At 55.1% G+C, this 15,982-nt stretch carries 16 protein-coding genes and 1 tRNA gene; 11 read left to right on the top strand and 6 right to left on the bottom strand.

Annotation, left to right across the window (positions count from 1 at the left end):
• Window positions 1-5: 5 nt before the first annotated feature.
• Complete coding sequence (gene mltD, locus H7R76_RS19090; protein WP_106930404.1) at window positions 6-1,367, bottom strand: murein transglycosylase D; 1,362 nt, start codon at window positions 1,365-1,367, stop codon at window positions 6-8.
• 71 nt (window positions 1,368-1,438) lie between these two features.
• Complete coding sequence (gene gloB / locus H7R76_RS19085; RefSeq protein WP_182966143.1) at window positions 1,439-2,194, bottom strand: hydroxyacylglutathione hydrolase; 756 nt, start codon at window positions 2,192-2,194, stop codon at window positions 1,439-1,441.
• 31 nt (window positions 2,195-2,225) lie between these two features.
• On the opposite strand from gloB, the gene H7R76_RS19080 reads away from it, so the two are divergent.
• Window positions 2,226-2,951: a class I SAM-dependent methyltransferase gene (locus H7R76_RS19080; protein ID WP_106930400.1), complete on the top strand. Its 726-nt coding sequence runs from the start codon at window positions 2,226-2,228 to the stop codon at window positions 2,949-2,951.
• On the opposite strand, the gene rnhA is transcribed toward H7R76_RS19080, so the two are convergent.
• Window positions 2,948-3,415, bottom strand: coding sequence for a ribonuclease HI (gene rnhA, locus H7R76_RS19075; RefSeq protein ID WP_106930397.1), 468 nt, complete (start codon window positions 3,413-3,415; stop codon window positions 2,948-2,950). The two genes, H7R76_RS19080 and rnhA, sit on opposite strands and share 4 nt — an antisense overlap.
• Window positions 3,416-3,479: 64 nt before the next feature.
• Here rnhA and dnaQ point away from each other — a divergent pair, with 64 nt between their 5' ends.
• Entirely contained in the window at window positions 3,480-4,211 is a 732-nt protein-coding gene (dnaQ, locus tag H7R76_RS19070; protein WP_146145740.1) for a DNA polymerase III subunit epsilon, read from the top strand.
• Between the two features lie 130 nt (window positions 4,212-4,341).
• Window positions 4,342-4,418, top strand: a tRNA-Asp gene (locus H7R76_RS19065).
• A gap of 109 nt (window positions 4,419-4,527) precedes the next feature.
• Here H7R76_RS19065 and H7R76_RS19060 read toward each other — a convergent pair.
• Window positions 4,528-5,298 carry an amidohydrolase gene (locus H7R76_RS19060; RefSeq protein WP_106930391.1) on the bottom strand — a complete coding sequence of 257 codons (771 nt, stop codon included), beginning with the start codon at window positions 5,296-5,298 and terminating at the stop codon, window positions 4,528-4,530.
• A gap of 180 nt (window positions 5,299-5,478) precedes the next feature.
• On the opposite strand from H7R76_RS19060, the gene ivy reads away from it, so the two are divergent.
• Window positions 5,479-5,925 carry an Ivy family C-type lysozyme inhibitor gene (ivy, locus tag H7R76_RS19055; protein ID WP_106930389.1) on the top strand — a complete coding sequence of 149 codons (447 nt, stop codon included), beginning with the start codon at window positions 5,479-5,481 and terminating at the stop codon, window positions 5,923-5,925.
• 97 nt (window positions 5,926-6,022) lie between these two features.
• Here the strand turns inward: ivy and fadE are convergent, their stop codons facing one another.
• Window positions 6,023-8,467 (bottom strand): acyl-CoA dehydrogenase FadE, encoded by a 2,445-nt coding sequence (gene fadE, locus H7R76_RS19050; RefSeq protein ID WP_106930387.1) that lies wholly within the window; start codon window positions 8,465-8,467, stop codon window positions 6,023-6,025.
• Window positions 8,468-8,705: 238 nt separating this feature from the next.
• Between fadE and lpcA the strand changes: the two genes are divergently transcribed.
• On the top strand, window positions 8,706-9,287 hold the full coding sequence (lpcA, locus tag H7R76_RS19045) for a D-sedoheptulose 7-phosphate isomerase (RefSeq protein ID WP_182966141.1): 582 nt from the start codon (window positions 8,706-8,708) through the stop codon (window positions 9,285-9,287).
• Between the two features lie 42 nt (window positions 9,288-9,329).
• On the top strand, window positions 9,330-10,097 hold the full coding sequence (locus tag H7R76_RS19040; protein WP_106930383.1) for a class II glutamine amidotransferase: 768 nt from the start codon (window positions 9,330-9,332) through the stop codon (window positions 10,095-10,097).
• Here the strand turns inward: H7R76_RS19040 and dpaA are convergent.
• Window positions 10,068-10,808, bottom strand: a complete 741-nt coding sequence (dpaA, locus tag H7R76_RS19035) for a peptidoglycan meso-diaminopimelic acid protein amidase (RefSeq protein ID WP_106930381.1) — start codon at window positions 10,806-10,808, stop codon at window positions 10,068-10,070. The two genes, H7R76_RS19040 and dpaA, sit on opposite strands and share 30 nt — an antisense overlap.
• Before the next feature lie 559 nt (window positions 10,809-11,367).
• Here dpaA and H7R76_RS19030 point away from each other — a divergent pair.
• From H7R76_RS19030 to nqrE, 5 genes are read left to right on the top strand one after another with little or no spacing between them, the layout of a single operon-like run.
• Window positions 11,368-12,711, top strand: coding sequence for a Na(+)-translocating NADH-quinone reductase subunit A (locus H7R76_RS19030; RefSeq protein WP_182966139.1), 1,344 nt, complete (start codon window positions 11,368-11,370; stop codon window positions 12,709-12,711).
• Between the two features lie 3 nt (window positions 12,712-12,714).
• A complete protein-coding gene (locus H7R76_RS19025; protein ID WP_106930414.1) occupies window positions 12,715-13,953 on the top strand; it encodes an NADH:ubiquinone reductase (Na(+)-transporting) subunit B in 1,239 nt (412 codons plus the stop codon).
• A complete protein-coding gene (locus H7R76_RS19020) occupies window positions 13,946-14,740 on the top strand; it encodes a Na(+)-translocating NADH-quinone reductase subunit C (protein ID WP_106930377.1) in 795 nt (264 codons plus the stop codon). Before H7R76_RS19025 ends, H7R76_RS19020 begins: the two co-directional genes overlap by 8 nt.
• Complete coding sequence (locus tag H7R76_RS19015) at window positions 14,733-15,371, top strand: NADH:ubiquinone reductase (Na(+)-transporting) subunit D (protein WP_106930375.1); 639 nt, start codon at window positions 14,733-14,735, stop codon at window positions 15,369-15,371. The genes H7R76_RS19020 and H7R76_RS19015 overlap by 8 nt, the downstream gene beginning before the upstream one ends.
• 6 nt (window positions 15,372-15,377) lie before the next feature.
• Window positions 15,378-15,974: an NADH:ubiquinone reductase (Na(+)-transporting) subunit E gene (gene nqrE, locus H7R76_RS19010; protein ID WP_106930373.1), complete on the top strand. Its 597-nt coding sequence runs from the start codon at window positions 15,378-15,380 to the stop codon at window positions 15,972-15,974.
• Window positions 15,975-15,982: the final 8 nt, after the last annotated feature.

Genomic DNA, 15,982 nt, shown 5'->3' with positions numbered 1-15,982 from the left:
GCCTGTCAGGAGTCAGGACGGTCGCTGTTTTTTACATACAGCGTAAGCTGATCGCCCGGCTGCAAATTGCCTGCGTCGTTATTCCAGCGCATCACATCTTTGATGTTGACGCCGTGACGCTTTGCAATGCTCGACAGCGAGTCGCCTTTACGTACGCGATACGTAATGCTGCTGTTATCGGCAAGACGCGCAGCGCTGCTGCCTGCACCCACCGTTAAGCTTTGCCCTACTTTCAGGCTGCTGCCACGCAGGTTGTTCCACTGCTGCAGATCTTTTGCCGTTACGCCTAAGCGCGATGCAATGCCCGACAGCGTGTCACCTGAGCGAACCTTATAGCTACGGCTGGACATCGGCGTATTATCGGCGACCAGCGTTGGCTGGAGGTCGGCAATTTCACCGGAGGCCAGGGATTCACGCAGCTGGTCTGCATGCTTCTGTGGCACCATCACGTACTTAGGACCGCTTGCACCAAGCGTTGAGCCTTTCACGCCAGCATTGAAGGTCTTAAGCTTATTGACCGGCATACCTGCCATGTCAGCGAGCTGAGAGATCTCAACGGGGCTATCGAGGCGAACACGCGCCAGTGCTCGGCTTTCGTCAGTCGTAGGCAGACGAACGCCATAGCGTTTGCTGTTTTTGAGAATGTCGCTCAAAGCCAGCATCTTCGGTACGTAGACCTTAGTTTCCTGAGGCAATGGGAGAGACCAGAAGTCCGTAGGCTTACCACGGGCCTTGTTCGCTTTCATTGCTTTCATCACACGGCCTTCACCGCTGTTATACGCCGCCACGGTTAATAACCAGTCGCCGTCGAACATTTTGTTCAGACGCTGCATCATATCCAGTGCTGCCGTTGTGGAAGCAACGACGTCACGACGCGCGTCATAACTGCGGGTCTGTTTCAGACCGTAATTTCGCCCTGTGCTCGGAATGATCTGCCAAATACCTGCGGCATTGGCACCAGACGTTGCGTGCGGGTCAAAAGCGCTCTCCACTATGGGTAGTAATACCAGTTCCATCGGCATGTTACGTTTCTTAACTTGCCCGGCTATCCAGTACATATACGGCTCTGCCCGTAAAGTTACATCGTGGAGATAGCTCTTATTTCGTAAGTACTTCTGTTTCTGTTCGCGAACCCGGGTATTATCCGGAATTCCCATCTTTAGCTCGTCGCCAATGTAAGCCCACAAGTCCTGATTCTGCATGTCGAATGTCCCATCGTCCATCCAACGTGCCTGACTAGCGAACTTACTTGCTTCCCCTTGACTAGCCGCAGAAAGGCTCTGTGCGTGCTGTTGGACGTTGCCCTGCTGTGACGCCTGGCACCCCACGAGCAGGACAGAGGCGAGTAATATCGCTTTTGCCTTCATGTGTGTGTCAATAGTTGCTTAAAAGACGACCGATAATAACGACGAACTTTCGAAAACGCAACCCGGAAGTATCAGAAGTTATCTTTCTTTGCCCGTAACCATGCAAAACGCTCTTCAGATTGTAGCAATTTTGTTTCTTTGCCTATTTCATTAATTAAATCAATATCATCCGTTCTTAAAAAGAGATTAATCTGTCGCTCTTTTTTCAGAGTTGTGGGGAGTGTTATTTGTTTTTTTGCACGTAACTCCTTAACTTCTCGATAGTATTCGTTAATGAACAAATCATGCGGTAAAACGCTCAGGGCAAACGTCATGTTGGAGAGCGTGTACTCATGTGCGCAACAAATTAGCGTCTCTTCCGGCAGGCTGTTAATGTGCTGCAACGAGCGGTACATCTGGGCTGGCGTACCTTCAAATAATCGCCCGCAGCCCCCGGAAAATAGGGTATCGCCACAAAAAAGCCAGGGGGCGCTGTAGAAACAGACATGTCCTGAAGTGTGTCCCGGAGTAGCAAAAACGTGAAATTCCTGGTCAAGTACGCGGATGCGATCGCCGTCGGCAACTATTTTTGTTGTGCCTTTGTTACGTGTCTCTTCTGGGCCATAAACGATCAAATTCGGAAAACGCCTATGCAGATCCGCCACGCCGCCGACGTGATCGTGATGATGATGGGTTAACAGGATGGCTTCCGGCTGCCAGCCGTGACGATCGATAGCGTCCAGTACGGGGGCGGCTTCGCCAGGATCGACGATCAGGCAGCGACCTGTTTGATCGTTAAGAACCCAGATGTAGTTGTCCTGAAACGCTGAAATACTGTTAAGATTCATTCGTTACCTCTTACGCGTAGGGAAGGTTGTGATGAAACCGGCAAGGATACCTCAAACAGTCTCAGCGCCTGTCTCGTGGGCACAAATGCCCTGGGGTGAATATTATCGTGAGGCCATCGATCGTCAACTGAAACCCTGGCTGGGTAAGCTCTACGGCTTTCACCTGCTTAAGGTGGGCAATCTGAGCGCGGAGATCAACACCGAAGCGTGTGCTATCTCCCATCAGGTGAATATCTCGCTAGAGGGCAGCCCAATGCAGGTGATGGCCGATCCGCTGCATTTGCCGTTTGCCGAGAAATCGGTCGATGCCTGTCTGCTTGCCCATACGTTGCCCTGGTGCAGCGATCCTCACCGAATGCTGCGCGAGGCTGACCGAGTGTTAATTGACGATGGCTGGCTGATCATCAGCAGCTTCAACCCGGTTAGTCTGATGGGGCTGCGCAAGCTGTTTCCGGTGCTGCGCAAATCTGTGCCGTACAACAGCAGGATGTTTACGCTGACGCGTCAGCTTGACTGGCTGTCGCTGCTGAATTTTGAAGTGCTGCACCAGGGCTGTTTCCAGGTGCTGCCGTGGGCGAAGCAGGGGGGCGTGATGTTAAGCACCCATCTACCTGCGCTGGGCTGCCTGCAGGTTATCGTCGCGCGTAAGCGCACGATCCCGCTGACGCTAAACCCGATGCGGCAAAATAAAGCGAAAAGCCGCATCACGCAGGCGGTCGGCGCAACGCGGCAGTATCGCAAACCGCCGGACGCTTAAGCTTCCGGCTGGTAGCCCGTATCGTCTTGCGTTGGCGCGGAGGCTGCGGCACGCGCCAGCTCATCGCAGCGTTCGTTCTCGGGGTGCCCGGCGTGGCCTTTAACCCACTCCCAGCGAATTTCATGCTGACCAAGCGCCGCATCAAGTCGTTGCCAGAGATCGACGTTCTTCACCGGCTTTTTATCCGCCGTCTTCCAGCCTCGCTTTTTCCAGTTATGAATCCATTGGGTGATCCCCTGACGAACATACTGGCTATCGGTGCTTAGCACCACGGTGCACGGCTCTTTCAGCGCTTCGAGCGCGACAATCGCCGCCATCAGCTCCATGCGGTTGTTGGTGGTCAGGCGATAGCCTTCATTAAAGGTTTTTTCCCGCTGGCGATAGCGTAAAATAGCGCCATAGCCGCCGGGGCCTGGGTTACCAAGGCAAGAGCCATCGGTGAAAATTTCTACCTGTTTAAGCATCTCTGGTAGACTTCCTGTATCTGCAATCGAAAGTAAAACGGCAAGTCTGACATAAATGACTGATATGAGCACTGCAATTACGCGACAGATCGTTCTGGATACCGAAACCACCGGTATGAACCAGATCGGCGCCCACTATGAAGGCCACAAGATCATCGAGATCGGTGCCGTCGAAGTGATCAACCGTCGTTTGACCGGCAACAACTTCCACGTTTACCTCAAGCCGGACCGGCTGGTGGATCCTGAAGCCTTTGGCGTTCACGGTATTGCCGACGAGTTCTTGCTGGATAAACCCACTTTTGCCGACGTGGCCGATGAGTTTCTTGACTACATCCGCGGCGCGGAGCTGGTCATTCATAACGCATCGTTCGATATCGGCTTTATGGACTACGAGTTTAGTAAGCTTAATCGTGGTATTCCAAAGACCGATACTTTCTGTAAGGTGACCGATAGCCTGGCGCTGGCGAGGAAAATGTTCCCCGGTAAGCGTAACAGCCTTGATGCGTTATGCTCGCGCTATGAAATAGATAATACTAAGCGTACGCTGCACGGCGCATTACTCGATGCCCAGATTCTGGCCGATGTTTATCTGACGATGACCGGCGGACAAACCTCCATTAAATTTGCGATGGAAGGTGAGGGGCAGCAGCAGGCGGGTGATACCGGCATCCAGCGCATTGTGCGTGCCGCAAGCAAGCTGCGTGTGGTTTATGCCACGGACGAAGAGCTGGTGAATCACGAATCGCGCCTCGACCTGGTGCAGAAAAAAGGCGGAAGCTGCCTCTGGCGGTCATAAACAGGCCATTTTTGCTGTGAAAATAGCCGGTTGGGCGATTTTTGCAGCAAACGATTCAAAAGTAGAGAAAAAGCGTTGACGGTTTCCCAGGGAATCCGTAATATTCGCCTCGTTCCCAAGGGAACACAGCGGAGCGGTAGTTCAGTCGGTTAGAATACCTGCCTGTCACGCAGGGGGTCGCGGGTTCGAGTCCCGTCCGTTCCGCCACTATTCAGAAAGCCCGAATCAGCAATGATTCGGGCTTTCGTCGTTTCTGACGTCGAAATAGACGTATCTTACCATTCGCCCCTCCGTGCGGAGAGGCGCGTTGTGACTTTCAGCCTAGCGCAAACGGATCGGCATCCTGCCAGGCAGGAAATTTCTCGCGGTACTCCTGCAGCAGCGTCATCGAGAGCTCGCCGTCAATACGGGTGGCCTGATGCGCTTCGGCAGCCGCGAGGATTTCGCCCTGTGGGGTGATGATTCGGCTGTCGCCGCGGTAGTGATGGCTGTTGCCATCGGTACCCACGCGGTTACAGCCCGCGACGTAGGCCTGATTCTCGATCGCTCGGGCCATCAGCAGCGATTGCCAGTGGTGTGAGCGCGGGGCAGGCCAGTTGGCGACGTACAGCGCCAGATCGTAGTCGTTGCGGTTTCGCGACCATACCGGGAAGCGCAGGTCATAGCAGACGAGCGGCAAAATGCGCCAGCCGCGCCATGTCAGCACGATGCGCTGGTCGCCGGCAAGATAGTGGTGATGTTCCTCGGCCATGCGGAACAGATGTCGCTTGTCGTAGGCGTGCACCCGGCCTTCCGGCTCAACGAGCAGAAAACGGTTAACCGCGCCGCGAGATGTTTGCAATGCAGCGCTACCGGCAATGAGGGCGTTGGTACGCTGCGCCTGCTGTCGCATCCAGGCAATAACGTCGGTTTCCACCATTGACTGCTTCGCGGCTTCCATTGCGAAACCGGTAGTGAACATCTCTGGTAGTACAATCACGTCTCGCCCGACAATCTCTTCCATCAGCCGGCCAAAATGGCGCAGGTTCGCCGGGCCGTCCATCCATACTAGCGGTTGTTGCAAAAGGGTTATCTTTAAACCTGGCACGGCGATTGGCTCCTGTCGTATGGGCTCTTTTTTAACTTTAACACCTTATCAGGTCGTTGCCGCGCTACGGAATATTTTGCTAATAAATCGCATATCAGAAATGACTGATTTGCTTTTTACGCGTAGCCGCTCACGCTTAACAAGATGAAAACTAAGAGCAGGATAGGCTCGGGAGGAATAATGTTAAAAGTCATTACCACGATAGCGCTATTGGTTGGCGCATCCAGCGCGATGGCGCAGGGCGATGTGACTATCAGCAGCCTGGCGAAAGGCGAAACCAGCAAAGCCGCGTTTAATCAAATGGTCAAAGGGCATAAGCTGCCCGCGTGGGTCAGCAACGGCGGGACATTTTCGCCAGCTAAAACGGTGACGTTGGGCAACGAGTCCTGGCAAGTGCTGAGCGCCTGTAAACCGCATGACTGCGGCTCGGAGCGCGTGGCGGTACTGTGGTCAGAAAAATCGCAGCAAATGTCAGGCGTCTTCTCTACGGTGAATGAAAAAACCACCCAGGAGAAGCTTACCTGGCTGAACGTGAGCGACGCGTTGTCAATTGATGGTAAAACGGTGCTATTTGCTGCGCTAAGCGGGAGCCTGGAAAACCACCCCGATGCGTTTAATTACAAGTAGCAAACGCTGAATAGAAAACGGCGCAAAGCCAATAAAAAACGGAGCCGATGGGCTCCGTTTTCGTTGTTACTGCAAATGCCCTCAGGGAGGATTGATGCTACGCGGCTTCAACCTTGCGCACGTTGTCCGGCAGCTTTACCGGCTTGGTCGCCAATTCTTCCGGTGCAAAGTCATCCACGTTAATGCTGCGCAGACGGCTCGCTTCAGCTTTCGTCAGAATGGCGGCTTCGGTCTGATCGATAAGCCCCTTCGCCAGTGCGTTACGCGCCAGTTCATCCAGGCGGGTAAACGGCAGATTTTTGCCAATTTCTTTGCAGATCCGCTGGTGGATTGGATCCGCCGCCATCACATCAACTAACGCCTCTTCCAGCAGGCCAACCGGGTTATGCTCGCTCGGCGTCAGGTACTGACCGCGGCCGATACGGGAACGGGTGGCACTCGGCGTTTGCAGGATCTTCGCCACGCTATGGTCGAGCTTATCGGACGGTGCATCGTAATGACGGCCGGTCGGGAAGATCGCCACGCGCAAAGCGCCTGCAACAAAACGGTTAGGGAAGTTTTTCAGCAGATCGTCAATCGCCTGCTCGGCTTGATGCAAGGCATCCTGAACGCCCCAATGAACCAGCGGTAAATCGGCTTCATTACGGCCTTCATCGTCATAGCGCTTCAGCACCGCCGAGGCCAGATACAGCTGGCTTAAAACATCCCCCAGACGTGCGGAGATACGCTCACGACGTTTCAGGCTCCCGCCCAGTACCGCCATCGAAACATCGGACAGCAGCGCAAGGTTGGCGCTCAGACGGTTCAGGTGCTGATAGTAACGCTTAGTCGCATCGCGGGTTGGCGTCGCGCTGGTTAAGCCGCGAGTGATACCCAGCCAGAAGCTGCGGACCTTGTTGCTGCCGACGTGGCCGATGTGTTTGAACAGCAGTTTGTCGAACGCGTTGACGTCTTTATTCTGTGCCGCAGCCATCTCTTCCAGTACGTACGGATGGCAGCGAATAGCGCCCTGGCCGAAGATCATCATGCTGCGGGTCAGTATATTTGCCCCTTCCACGGTGATAGCAATGGGTGCGCCTTGGTAAGCACGCGCCAAGAAGTTGCCTTCGCCCAGCATGATACCTTTACCGCCGGCGATATCCATCGCGTCAACGATCGACTGCTGGCCGCGGTGAGTACAGTGGTATTTAACGATAGCCGACAGCACCGCCGGTTTTTCACCGAGCATAATGCCGTAGGTAATCAGGGTCGCAGCGGCGTCCATCACGTAGGCGTTGCCCGCGATACGCGCCAGCGGCTCTTCAATCCCTTCCATTTTACCGATGGACACTTTGAACTGACGGCGAATGTGCGCGTAGGCTCCGGTGGCCAACGCGACGGACTTCACGCCGCCGGTGGAGTTCGATGGCAGGGTGATACCGCGGCCAACGGAGAGACATTCAACCAGCATACGCCAGCCCTGACCGGCCATTTTGGGCCCGCCGATGATGTAGTCGATCGGCACGAAAATATCCTGACCGCGTGTTGGACCGTTCTGGAACGGCACGTTCAGTGGGAAGTGGCGACGGCCAATTTCAACGCCCGGGGTGTTGGTTGGGATCAGCGCACAGGTAATACCTAAATCTTCCGCGCCGCCCAGCAGTTTATCCGGGTCAGACAGCTTAAAGGCCAGGCCCAGCACGGTGGCAATAGGCGCGAGCGTAATGTAGCGTTTGTTCCAGGTCAGGCGCATGCCCAGTACCTGCTCGCCCTGCCAGTCGCCCATGCAGACCACGCCGGTGTCTGGAATCGCGCCTGCGTCAGAGCCAGCCTCCGGGCTGGTCAGCGCGAAGCAAGGGATTTCCAGACCACGCGCCAGACGCGGCAGATAGTGATTTTTCTGGTCTTCGGTGCCGTAGTGCTGCAGCAGTTCGCCCGGGCCTAAGGAGTTAGGTACGCCCACGGTGATGGCCAGAATGCCGGAAACGCCGGACAGCTTCTGCAGAACGCGCGCCTGAGCATAGGCTGAGAACTCCAGTCCGCCGTACTCTTTCTTAATGATCATCGCGAAGAAACGATGCTCTTTCAGATACGCCCACAACTCCGGCGGCAGATCCGCCATTTCATGGGTGATCTGGAAATCGTTCGCCATCCGACAGGCTTCTTCCACCGGGCCGTCGATAAAGGCTTGTTCTTCGGCGGTCAGCTGCGGACGCGGATAGTTGTGCAGTTTTTTCCAGTCCGGGTTGCCGCGGAACAGATCGCCTTCCCACCAGGTTGTACCTGCGTCGATCGCTTCTTTTTCGGTGCGCGACATAGGCGGCATCACCTTGCTGAACATGCGGAAGACCGGCGCGGAGATCAGCGCTTTACGCATTGGCGTAAAGTTGAACGGCACGAGGATAATGGCCAGCGGCACCAGCAGCCATAAATTCCACAGACCTGACGCACCCAGTGCAGCAGTCCAGGCCAGTAAAATCAGGCTACCGAGCGTTAAACTGACACGGTGATAGAAGAGTGCACCGAGTAAAGCAATGGTTAAAACAATACTCAAAATCATCATAGAGAAATGCCCCTGTCTTGTATGAGGTCTGACCACTTGTGATGATATGGTTGTAGTTGATGTGATTTTAATTAGCAATATGTTTACAAGATAATTACAACTCAGTTCACATTGTTGATGCTTTTTAGCGCACCAAAAATTCAAACATTCGGTGAATAAATGGGCCCTTGCTTCTCTGTACTGGCGCTATCCGGTACACTACGGACGACAATTTTATTAATGCTGAAGGATTATCCTCATGTACCAGGATCTTATTCGTAACGAACTGAATGAAGCGGCCGATACGCTGGCAAACTTTCTAAAAGATGATGCCAATATCCATGCTATTCAGCGCGCAGCAGTCCTGCTGGCAGACAGCTTTAAAGCCGGTGGTAAAGTGCTTTCCTGCGGTAACGGTGGCTCCCACTGCGACGCGATGCACTTCGCTGAAGAGCTGACCGGCCGCTATCGTGAAAACCGTCCTGGCTACCCGGCGATTGCGATCTCCGACGTCAGTCATCTCTCCTGCGTGAGTAACGATTTCGGTTATGAATATGTTTTCTCTCGTTACGTCGAGTCTGTCGGCCGCGAGGGTGACGTGCTGCTGGGTATCTCTACCTCGGGCAACTCTGCGAACGTGATTAAAGCTATTGAAGCGGCGCGCGCGCAGGGAATGAAAGTGATCACCCTGACCGGTAAAGACGGCGGCAAAATGGCCGGTTCCGCGGATATCGAGATTCGCGTTCCGCACTTTGGCTACGCCGATCGCGTGCAGGAAATTCACATTAAAGTGATTCATATCCTGATCATGCTGATCGAAAAAGAGATGGTTAAAGGCTAAGTACGACGGGGCCATCGGCCCCGATTTCGCTGGGGGTGTACTATGTGCGAACTGCTCGGGATGAGCGCCAATGTGCCGACCGATATTTGCTTCAGTTTTACCGGGCTGGTTCAGCGCGGTGGAGGGACTGGGCCGCATAAAGACGGCTGGGGTATTACCTTCTATGAAGGTAAAGGCTGTCGCACCTTTAAAGACCCGCAGCCCAGCTATCAGTCACCGATTGCTAAACTAGTGCAGGACTATCCGATCAAATCCTGTTCGGTGATCGCCCATATCCGCCAGGCCAATCGCGGTATGGTGGCGCTGGAAAACACACACCCGTTCACCCGCGAGCTGTGGGGGCGCAACTGGACCTACGCGCACAACGGGCAGCTTTCTGGCTATAAATCGCTGGAGACTGGGCACTTCCGTCCGGTTGGCGAAACCGACAGCGAAAAAGCGTTCTGCTGGCTGCTGCACAAGCTGACTCAGCGCTATCCTCGTACTCCGGGCAATATGCAGGCGGTATTTAAATATATTGCTTCGCTTGCCGATGAGCTGCGCGAGAAGGGCGTGTTTAACATGCTGCTATCAGACGGGCGTTATGTGATGGCGTTCTGCTCCACTAACCTGTATTGGATCACCCGTCGTGCGCCGTTTGGCGTGGCGAAGCTGCTGGATCAGGACGTGGAAATTGATTTTCAGCGGGAGACAACCGCCAACGATGTGGTGACCGTGATTGCCACCCAGCCGCTGACGGGGAATGAAACCTGGCACAAGATTATGCCAGGTGAGTGGCGCTTATTTTGCCTCGGGGAGCGCGTAGTTTGATGCCAGCTGCGGCTGCACCACTTCGTGGCTCAGCGGCTTGCTCACTACGTAGCGGCCGTCAATGACCGAGACGACAGGCGGTTTGTGCGTCTGCTGGAAGTAGTCGTAGCCCGGCTTTAGCTGCTGCCAGAAGTCATGGTAGTAAGAGTATTTGTGGCGCTGCATGTTGGCATCGTTCATTCTGAACGGATAGATGCTGACCTGCACGCTCTGCTGGCCAAACACCAGCGCGCCGGTGACAAACTGGAAGATCTCATCAATACCTGAGTCGGTCATGGCATAGCAGCCAATCGACACACAGGCACCGTGAATCATCAGATATTTCCCTTCATAGCCGTGCGCACGGTCATAGGCGTTCGGGAAGCCGATGTTAATTGCTTTATAGAAGCGGCTATCCGGCTTCAGCTGGCTACGCTGTACGGAATAAAACCCTTCCGGGCTTTTGAAATCGCCCTGGCGCTGCTTTGGCCCTAAGCCGCCGGAGTAATTACAGATTTTGTAGCTATCAAGGAGTTGGTAGGTTTCGCCCATTTTCACGAAGAGGTCAAGCGTACGCTCTTCCTTGAAAATCTGGATATACACCGGGGAGCCCATCAATTGCTGCTTATATTCTTTGCTAACAGGCGTCGTCGGGCTGCTGCTGCTCATTAACCCAGCAAACGAAACGCACGGCATTAAAAGCATCGCAATAAATAATGCGATTTTGCGCATACTACTTGTTCCTTGATAAAAAATAACTACACGCCAGGAGAGGCAACAGGGAGAAAAAAGCAGACAAATCTGTTTTTTGTGCGCTCACCTTAGCACCACCGCATTTTTTCGCAAGTAGGGCATTCGGCGTTTACAATTTCGTGTTGCATTCCCGCGGTCGGCCGGTGCGTTGTGCTACCGGTCCGATGGACGGGGCCTCGTACGAAGAGTGTAGGATAAGCTGATGATTCGCTAGCTATCTTTATCCTAATCCACAGAAGTTTGCGTATCAGCTCGCAATTTGGCAGGTTGAAATGCAGAACTGCTGCATCAGGGAAAGAGAAAATGGTAAACTTTCGTTACGTAATCATTCGGTGAAAAATAGGCAAATGAATGCCTGACGGATGATTCAGATAGTAATTCTCTAAACAGTGTAAGAAAGGATACTTCAGTTTCTCGTCATGCCTGGTCATGGATTGCGAAGAGCTTTCAGGCGCACCTCCTTTCTTTTGTCTCGTTAACCAAAACGCTGGCCTCAGCGCTGAGTTGACGTCGTCGTTAACGGATACCTGCGAACAGTATGATTAAAATAACCAAAGGTCTCGATCTGCCTATAGCTGGCCTGCCCGATCGGCAACGTATTGATGACGTTACCGTGAATCGCGTGGCGGTCAAAGGCGAAGAATATGTCGGGTTGCGCCCTTCAATGGCGGTAAAAGAGGGGGATCGCGTTGTCAAAGGGCAGCTGCTCTTTGAAGACAAAAAGATTCCCGGCGTACGCTTTACCGCCCCGGCCAGCGGCACGGTCAGTGCTATTCATCGCGGCGAGCGGCGAGTGCTGCAGTCGGTCGTCATCGATATCGACGGTGATGCCTCGTTGAACTTTACCGCCTATTCCGCCGACGACCTGGCAACACTCCCGCGTGAGGTGGTTGCCGCGCAGCTGATCGAATCCGGCATGTGGACCGCAATGCGCACGCGCCCGTTCAGCAAAACCCCCGCTCCGGGGACGGCGCCGGCGGCGATATTCGTCACCGCCATGGACACCAACCCGCTGGCCGCAGACCCTCAGCCGATTATCCTCGCCCAGCGTGAAGCCTTTAACGCGGGTCTGACCGTGCTGACGCGTCTTACCGACGGCAAAGTGCACGTTTGCCAGAGCAGCGGCGGCAAGCTGGGCGGCCACCCGCAGGGGCAGGTGACCTTCAATCAGTTCACCGGCCCGCATCCGGCGGGGCTGGTTGGCACGCACATACACTTCCTTGAGCCGGTAAGCCTGAACAAACAGGTGTGGCACCTGAACTATCAGGACGTGATTGCCTACGGCAAACTGTTCCTCGAAGGCGTACTGTGGACGGAGCGCATTATCGCGCTCGGTGGCCCGCAGGTGAAACAGCCACGTCTGCTGCGCACCTGCCTTGGCGCCGATCTCGATGCGCTGGTGGAGGGCGAACTGCACGAGGGCGAAAATCGCGTGTTGTCCGGCTCCGTACTCAACGGCTCACGGGCCGCAGGCCCTCAGGCGTTCCTTGGCCGCTTCCATCTGCAGGTCAGCGTCCTGAAAGAAGGGCGTGAAAAAGAGCTGCTCGGCTGGGTTGCGCCGGGGCGTGACAAGTATTCAATCACCCGCACCACGCTCGGTCATTTCCTGAAGAAGAAATTGTTTAACCTCTCTACGGACACCCACGGCGGCGAACGCGCGATGGTCCCGATTGGCAACTATGAGCGCGTGATGCCGCTGGACATCCTGCCGACCATGCTGCTGCGTGATCTGCTGGCGGGCGATACCGACAGCGCGCAGGCGCTAGGCTGTCTCGAGCTTGATGAAGAAGACCTGGCGCTGTGTACCTACGTTTGTCCGGGGAAATACGAATACGGGCCGGTGTTGCGCCACGTATTAACGCAAATTGAGCAGGAAGGCTAAGTGATGGGCTTAAAACAGCTGCTGGAAAAAGTTGAGCCGCACTTCACGCAGGGCGGCAAGCTGGAAAAATACTACCCGCTGTATGAAGCAACGGCGACGTTGCTCTACACGCCGGGCCACGTCACCAAAGGTGCGGCGCACGTCCGTGACGCCATCGACCTGAAGCGCATGATGATCCTCGTGTGGTTCGCCGTCTTCCCGGCGATGTTCTGGGGGATGTACAACGTTGGGCTGCAAACGATCCCGGCGCTGCACAAACTGTACGGCGCGGAACAGCTGCAGCAGGTCATCGCCGGTAACTGGCACTACAGCGTGGCGCAGGCGCTGGGCGTCAGCTTCGCGGCGGACGCCGGCTGGCTCAGCATGATGACGCTGGGTGCGGTGTTCTTTCTTCCTATTTACGCCACGGTATTCCTGGTAGGCGGTTTCTGGGAAGTGCTGTTTGCGATTGTGCGTAAGCATGAAGTGAACGAAGGTTTTTTCGTCACCTCTATTTTGTTTGCGCTGATTGTTCCGCCGACGATGCCGCTATGGCAGGCGGCGCTCGGCATCTCCTTTGGGGTGGTGATAGCCAAAGAGATCTTTGGCGGTACCGGACGCAACTTCCTTAACCCGGCGCTGGCCGGGCGCGCGTTCCTGTTCTTTGCCTATCCGGCACAAATCTCCGGCGATCTCGTCTGGACCGCTGCCGACGGATTCTCCGGCGCAACGCCGCTTTCCCAGTGGGCAAGCCACGGTGGAGAAGCGCTGGTCAACGTCGTCACCGGTCAGCCGGTAAGCTGGATGGACGCCTTTATCGGCAACATCCCGGGTTCAATTGGCGAAGTATCGACGCTGATGATCCTGCTCGGTGGTGCGCTAATTATTTTTGGTCGCGTAGCTTCCTGGCGCATTGTCGCCGGGGTGATGGTTGGCATGATTGCCTGTGCGACGCTGTTTAACCTGGTTGGCTCTGACACCAATCCAATGTTCGCCATGCCGTGGTACTGGCATCTGGTGCTGGGCGGCTTCGCCTTCGGCATGATGTTTATGGCTACCGACCCGGTCTCCGCGTCGTTTACTGATAAAGGGAAATGGTGCTACGGCGCGTTGATTGGCGCAATGTGCGTGCTGATTCGCGTGGTTAACCCGGCCTATCCGGAAGGGATGATGCTGGCGATTCTGTTCGCCAACCTCTTTGCACCGCTGTTCGATTATCTGGTGGTGCGGGCCAATATTAAGCGGAGGAAGTCGCGTGGCTGAGAATAAAAGTAACGATAGCATCGGCAAAACGCTGCTGGTGGTGCTGGTGCTTTGTCTGGTCTGCTCTATTGTGGTGGCCGGCTCAGCCGTTGGCCTGAAGCCGCTCCAGCAGGAGCAGCGCGCGCTGGATAAACAGCGCAATATCCTGGCGGTGGCCGGGCTGATGCACGATAAGATGACGGCTGACGAGGTGGCTGAAGTGTATGCCAGCCGCGTTACGCCACGGCTGGTAGACCTGAAAAGCGGTGCGATGCTTGATGCCGATCCGGCAAAGTTTAACCAGAGCCAGGCCCTGAAAGATCCCCAGCAAAGCATTGCGCTGGCGTCCAGCGAAGACCCTGCCGGTATTCGTCGCCGCAGCAATGTGGTGGAAATTTACCTCATTAAAGACGAAAAACAGCAGATTCAGGAGATCGTCTTACCGGTTTACGGTAACGGCCTGTGGTCAATGATGTACGCTTTTGTGGCACTGGATACCGACGGGCGCACCATCAAAGGCATCACCTATTATGACCAGGGGGAAACCCCGGGGCTGGGCGGTGAAATTGAAAACCCGAACTGGCGTGCGCAGTTTGTGGGTAAGCGCGTCGTTAACGACGAAGGTCATCCTGCGTTAAGAGTGATGAAGGGCGCTGCGCCGCAGGGCGACCTGTACGCGGTGGATGGCTTATCCGGCGCAACGCTGACCGCCAAAGGCGTCCAGCATAGCTTTGATTTCTGGATGGGCGAACTGGGCTTTGGCCCATTCCTGAAACAGGTGCGAGAAGGAGGGCTGAACCATGGCTGAACAGGGTGAAATGAAAGAGATGAAACGCCTGCTGGTTGGGCCGCTCATTGCCAATAACCCCATCGCGCTACAGGTCCTCGGCGTCTGTTCTGCGCTGGCGGTGACGACCAAGCTGGAAACGGCCTTCGTGATGACAATTGCGGTCACGCTGGTGACGGCGTTTTCCAGCATGTTTATCTCGATGATTCGTCATCATATTCCGAACAGCGTGCGCATCATCGTGCAGATGGCGATCATCGCTTCGCTGGTTATCGTGGTCGATCAGCTGCTGCGCGCGTTTGCCTATGAAACGTCAAAACAGCTGTCGGTCTTCGTCGGGCTGATCATCACGAACTGTATTGTGATGGGGCGCGCGGAAGCGTATGCCATGAAGTCTCCGCCGCTGGCGAGCTTTATGGACGGTATCGGCAACGGTCTGGGTTACGGCGCCATTCTGCTGATTGTTGGCTTCCTGCGTGAACTGATCGGCAGCGGCAAGCTGTTTGGCGTCACGGTGCTGGAAACGGTACAGAACGGCGGCTGGTACCAGCCTAATGGCCTGTTCCTGCTCGCGCCGAGCGCGTTTTTCATTATCGGTCTGCTGATCTGGGCGCTGCGTAGCTGGAAGCCGGAACAGCAGGAAAAGGAGTAACCGATCGTGGCTCACTACATTAGTCTGTTTGTTCGCGCCGTGTTCGTTGAAAACATGGCGCTGGCCTTCTTCCTTGGAATGTGTACATTCCTGGCGGTTTCAAAGAAAGTCTCCACGGCTTTTGGTCTTGGCGTAGCGGTAACGGTGGTTTTGGGCCTTGCCGTACCGATCAACAACCTGGTGTATAACCTGGTGCTGCGCGACGGCGCGCTGGTTGATGGCGTGGATCTTAGCTTCCTCAACTTCATCACCTTCATCGGAGTGATTGCCGCGTTGGTGCAGATTCTCGAGATGATCCTCGATAAATACTTCCCTTCGCTGTACACCGCACTGGGCATCTTCCTACCGCTGATCGCCGTAAACTGCGCCATCTTCGGCGGGGTTTCCTTCATGGTGCAGCGTGATTACAACTTCGGTGAGTCCATTGTTTACGGCTTCGGCTCGGGCATTGGCTGGATGCTGGCGATTGTTGCTCTGGCGGGAATTCGTGAAAAGATGAAGTATTCAAACGTGCCTGCGGGACTGCGCGGCTTAGGGATCACCTTTATCACCACCGGGCTGATGGCGTTAGGCTTTATGTCATTCTCCGGTGTGCAGCTATAAGGGCCGTT

It is taken from the genome of Klebsiella sp. WP8-S18-ESBL-06, from assembly GCF_014169755.1.
In the GTDB taxonomy this organism is placed as follows: Bacteria; Pseudomonadota; Gammaproteobacteria; order Enterobacterales; family Enterobacteriaceae; genus Kluyvera; species Kluyvera ascorbata_B.
The sequence above is the reverse complement of the archived record's forward strand: the minus strand, read 5'-3'. Positions and strand labels throughout refer to the sequence as shown.

What these genes read in the sequence shown, in the direction of transcription:
- gloB (WP_182966143.1), bottom strand. Translation starts at nt 2,194, where the DNA reads ATGAATCTTAACAGTATTTCAGCGTTTCAGGACAACTACATCTGGGTT.
- dpaA (WP_106930381.1), bottom strand. Translation starts at nt 10,808, where the DNA reads ATGCGCAAAATCGCATTATTTATTGCGATGCTTTTAATGCCGTGCGTT.
- ivy (WP_106930389.1), top strand. Translation starts at nt 5,479, where the DNA reads ATGTTAAAAGTCATTACCACGATAGCGCTATTGGTTGGCGCATCCAGC.
- fadE (WP_106930387.1), bottom strand. Translation starts at nt 8,467, where the DNA reads ATGATGATTTTGAGTATTGTTTTAACCATTGCTTTACTCGGTGCACTC.
- dnaQ (WP_146145740.1), top strand. Translation starts at nt 3,480, where the DNA reads ATGAGCACTGCAATTACGCGACAGATCGTTCTGGATACCGAAACCACC.
- H7R76_RS19025 (WP_106930414.1), top strand. Translation starts at nt 12,715, where the DNA reads ATGGGCTTAAAACAGCTGCTGGAAAAAGTTGAGCCGCACTTCACGCAG.
- rnhA (WP_106930397.1), bottom strand. Translation starts at nt 3,415, where the DNA reads ATGCTTAAACAGGTAGAAATTTTCACCGATGGCTCTTGCCTTGGTAAC.
- mltD (WP_106930404.1), bottom strand. Translation starts at nt 1,367, where the DNA reads ATGAAGGCAAAAGCGATATTACTCGCCTCTGTCCTGCTCGTGGGGTGC.
- lpcA (WP_182966141.1), top strand. Translation starts at nt 8,706, where the DNA reads ATGTACCAGGATCTTATTCGTAACGAACTGAATGAAGCGGCCGATACG.
- H7R76_RS19015 (WP_106930375.1), top strand. Translation starts at nt 14,733, where the DNA reads ATGGCTGAACAGGGTGAAATGAAAGAGATGAAACGCCTGCTGGTTGGG.
- H7R76_RS19080 (WP_106930400.1), top strand. Translation starts at nt 2,226, where the DNA reads ATGAAACCGGCAAGGATACCTCAAACAGTCTCAGCGCCTGTCTCGTGG.
- H7R76_RS19040 (WP_106930383.1), top strand. Translation starts at nt 9,330, where the DNA reads ATGTGCGAACTGCTCGGGATGAGCGCCAATGTGCCGACCGATATTTGC.
- H7R76_RS19030 (WP_182966139.1), top strand. Translation starts at nt 11,368, where the DNA reads ATGATTAAAATAACCAAAGGTCTCGATCTGCCTATAGCTGGCCTGCCC.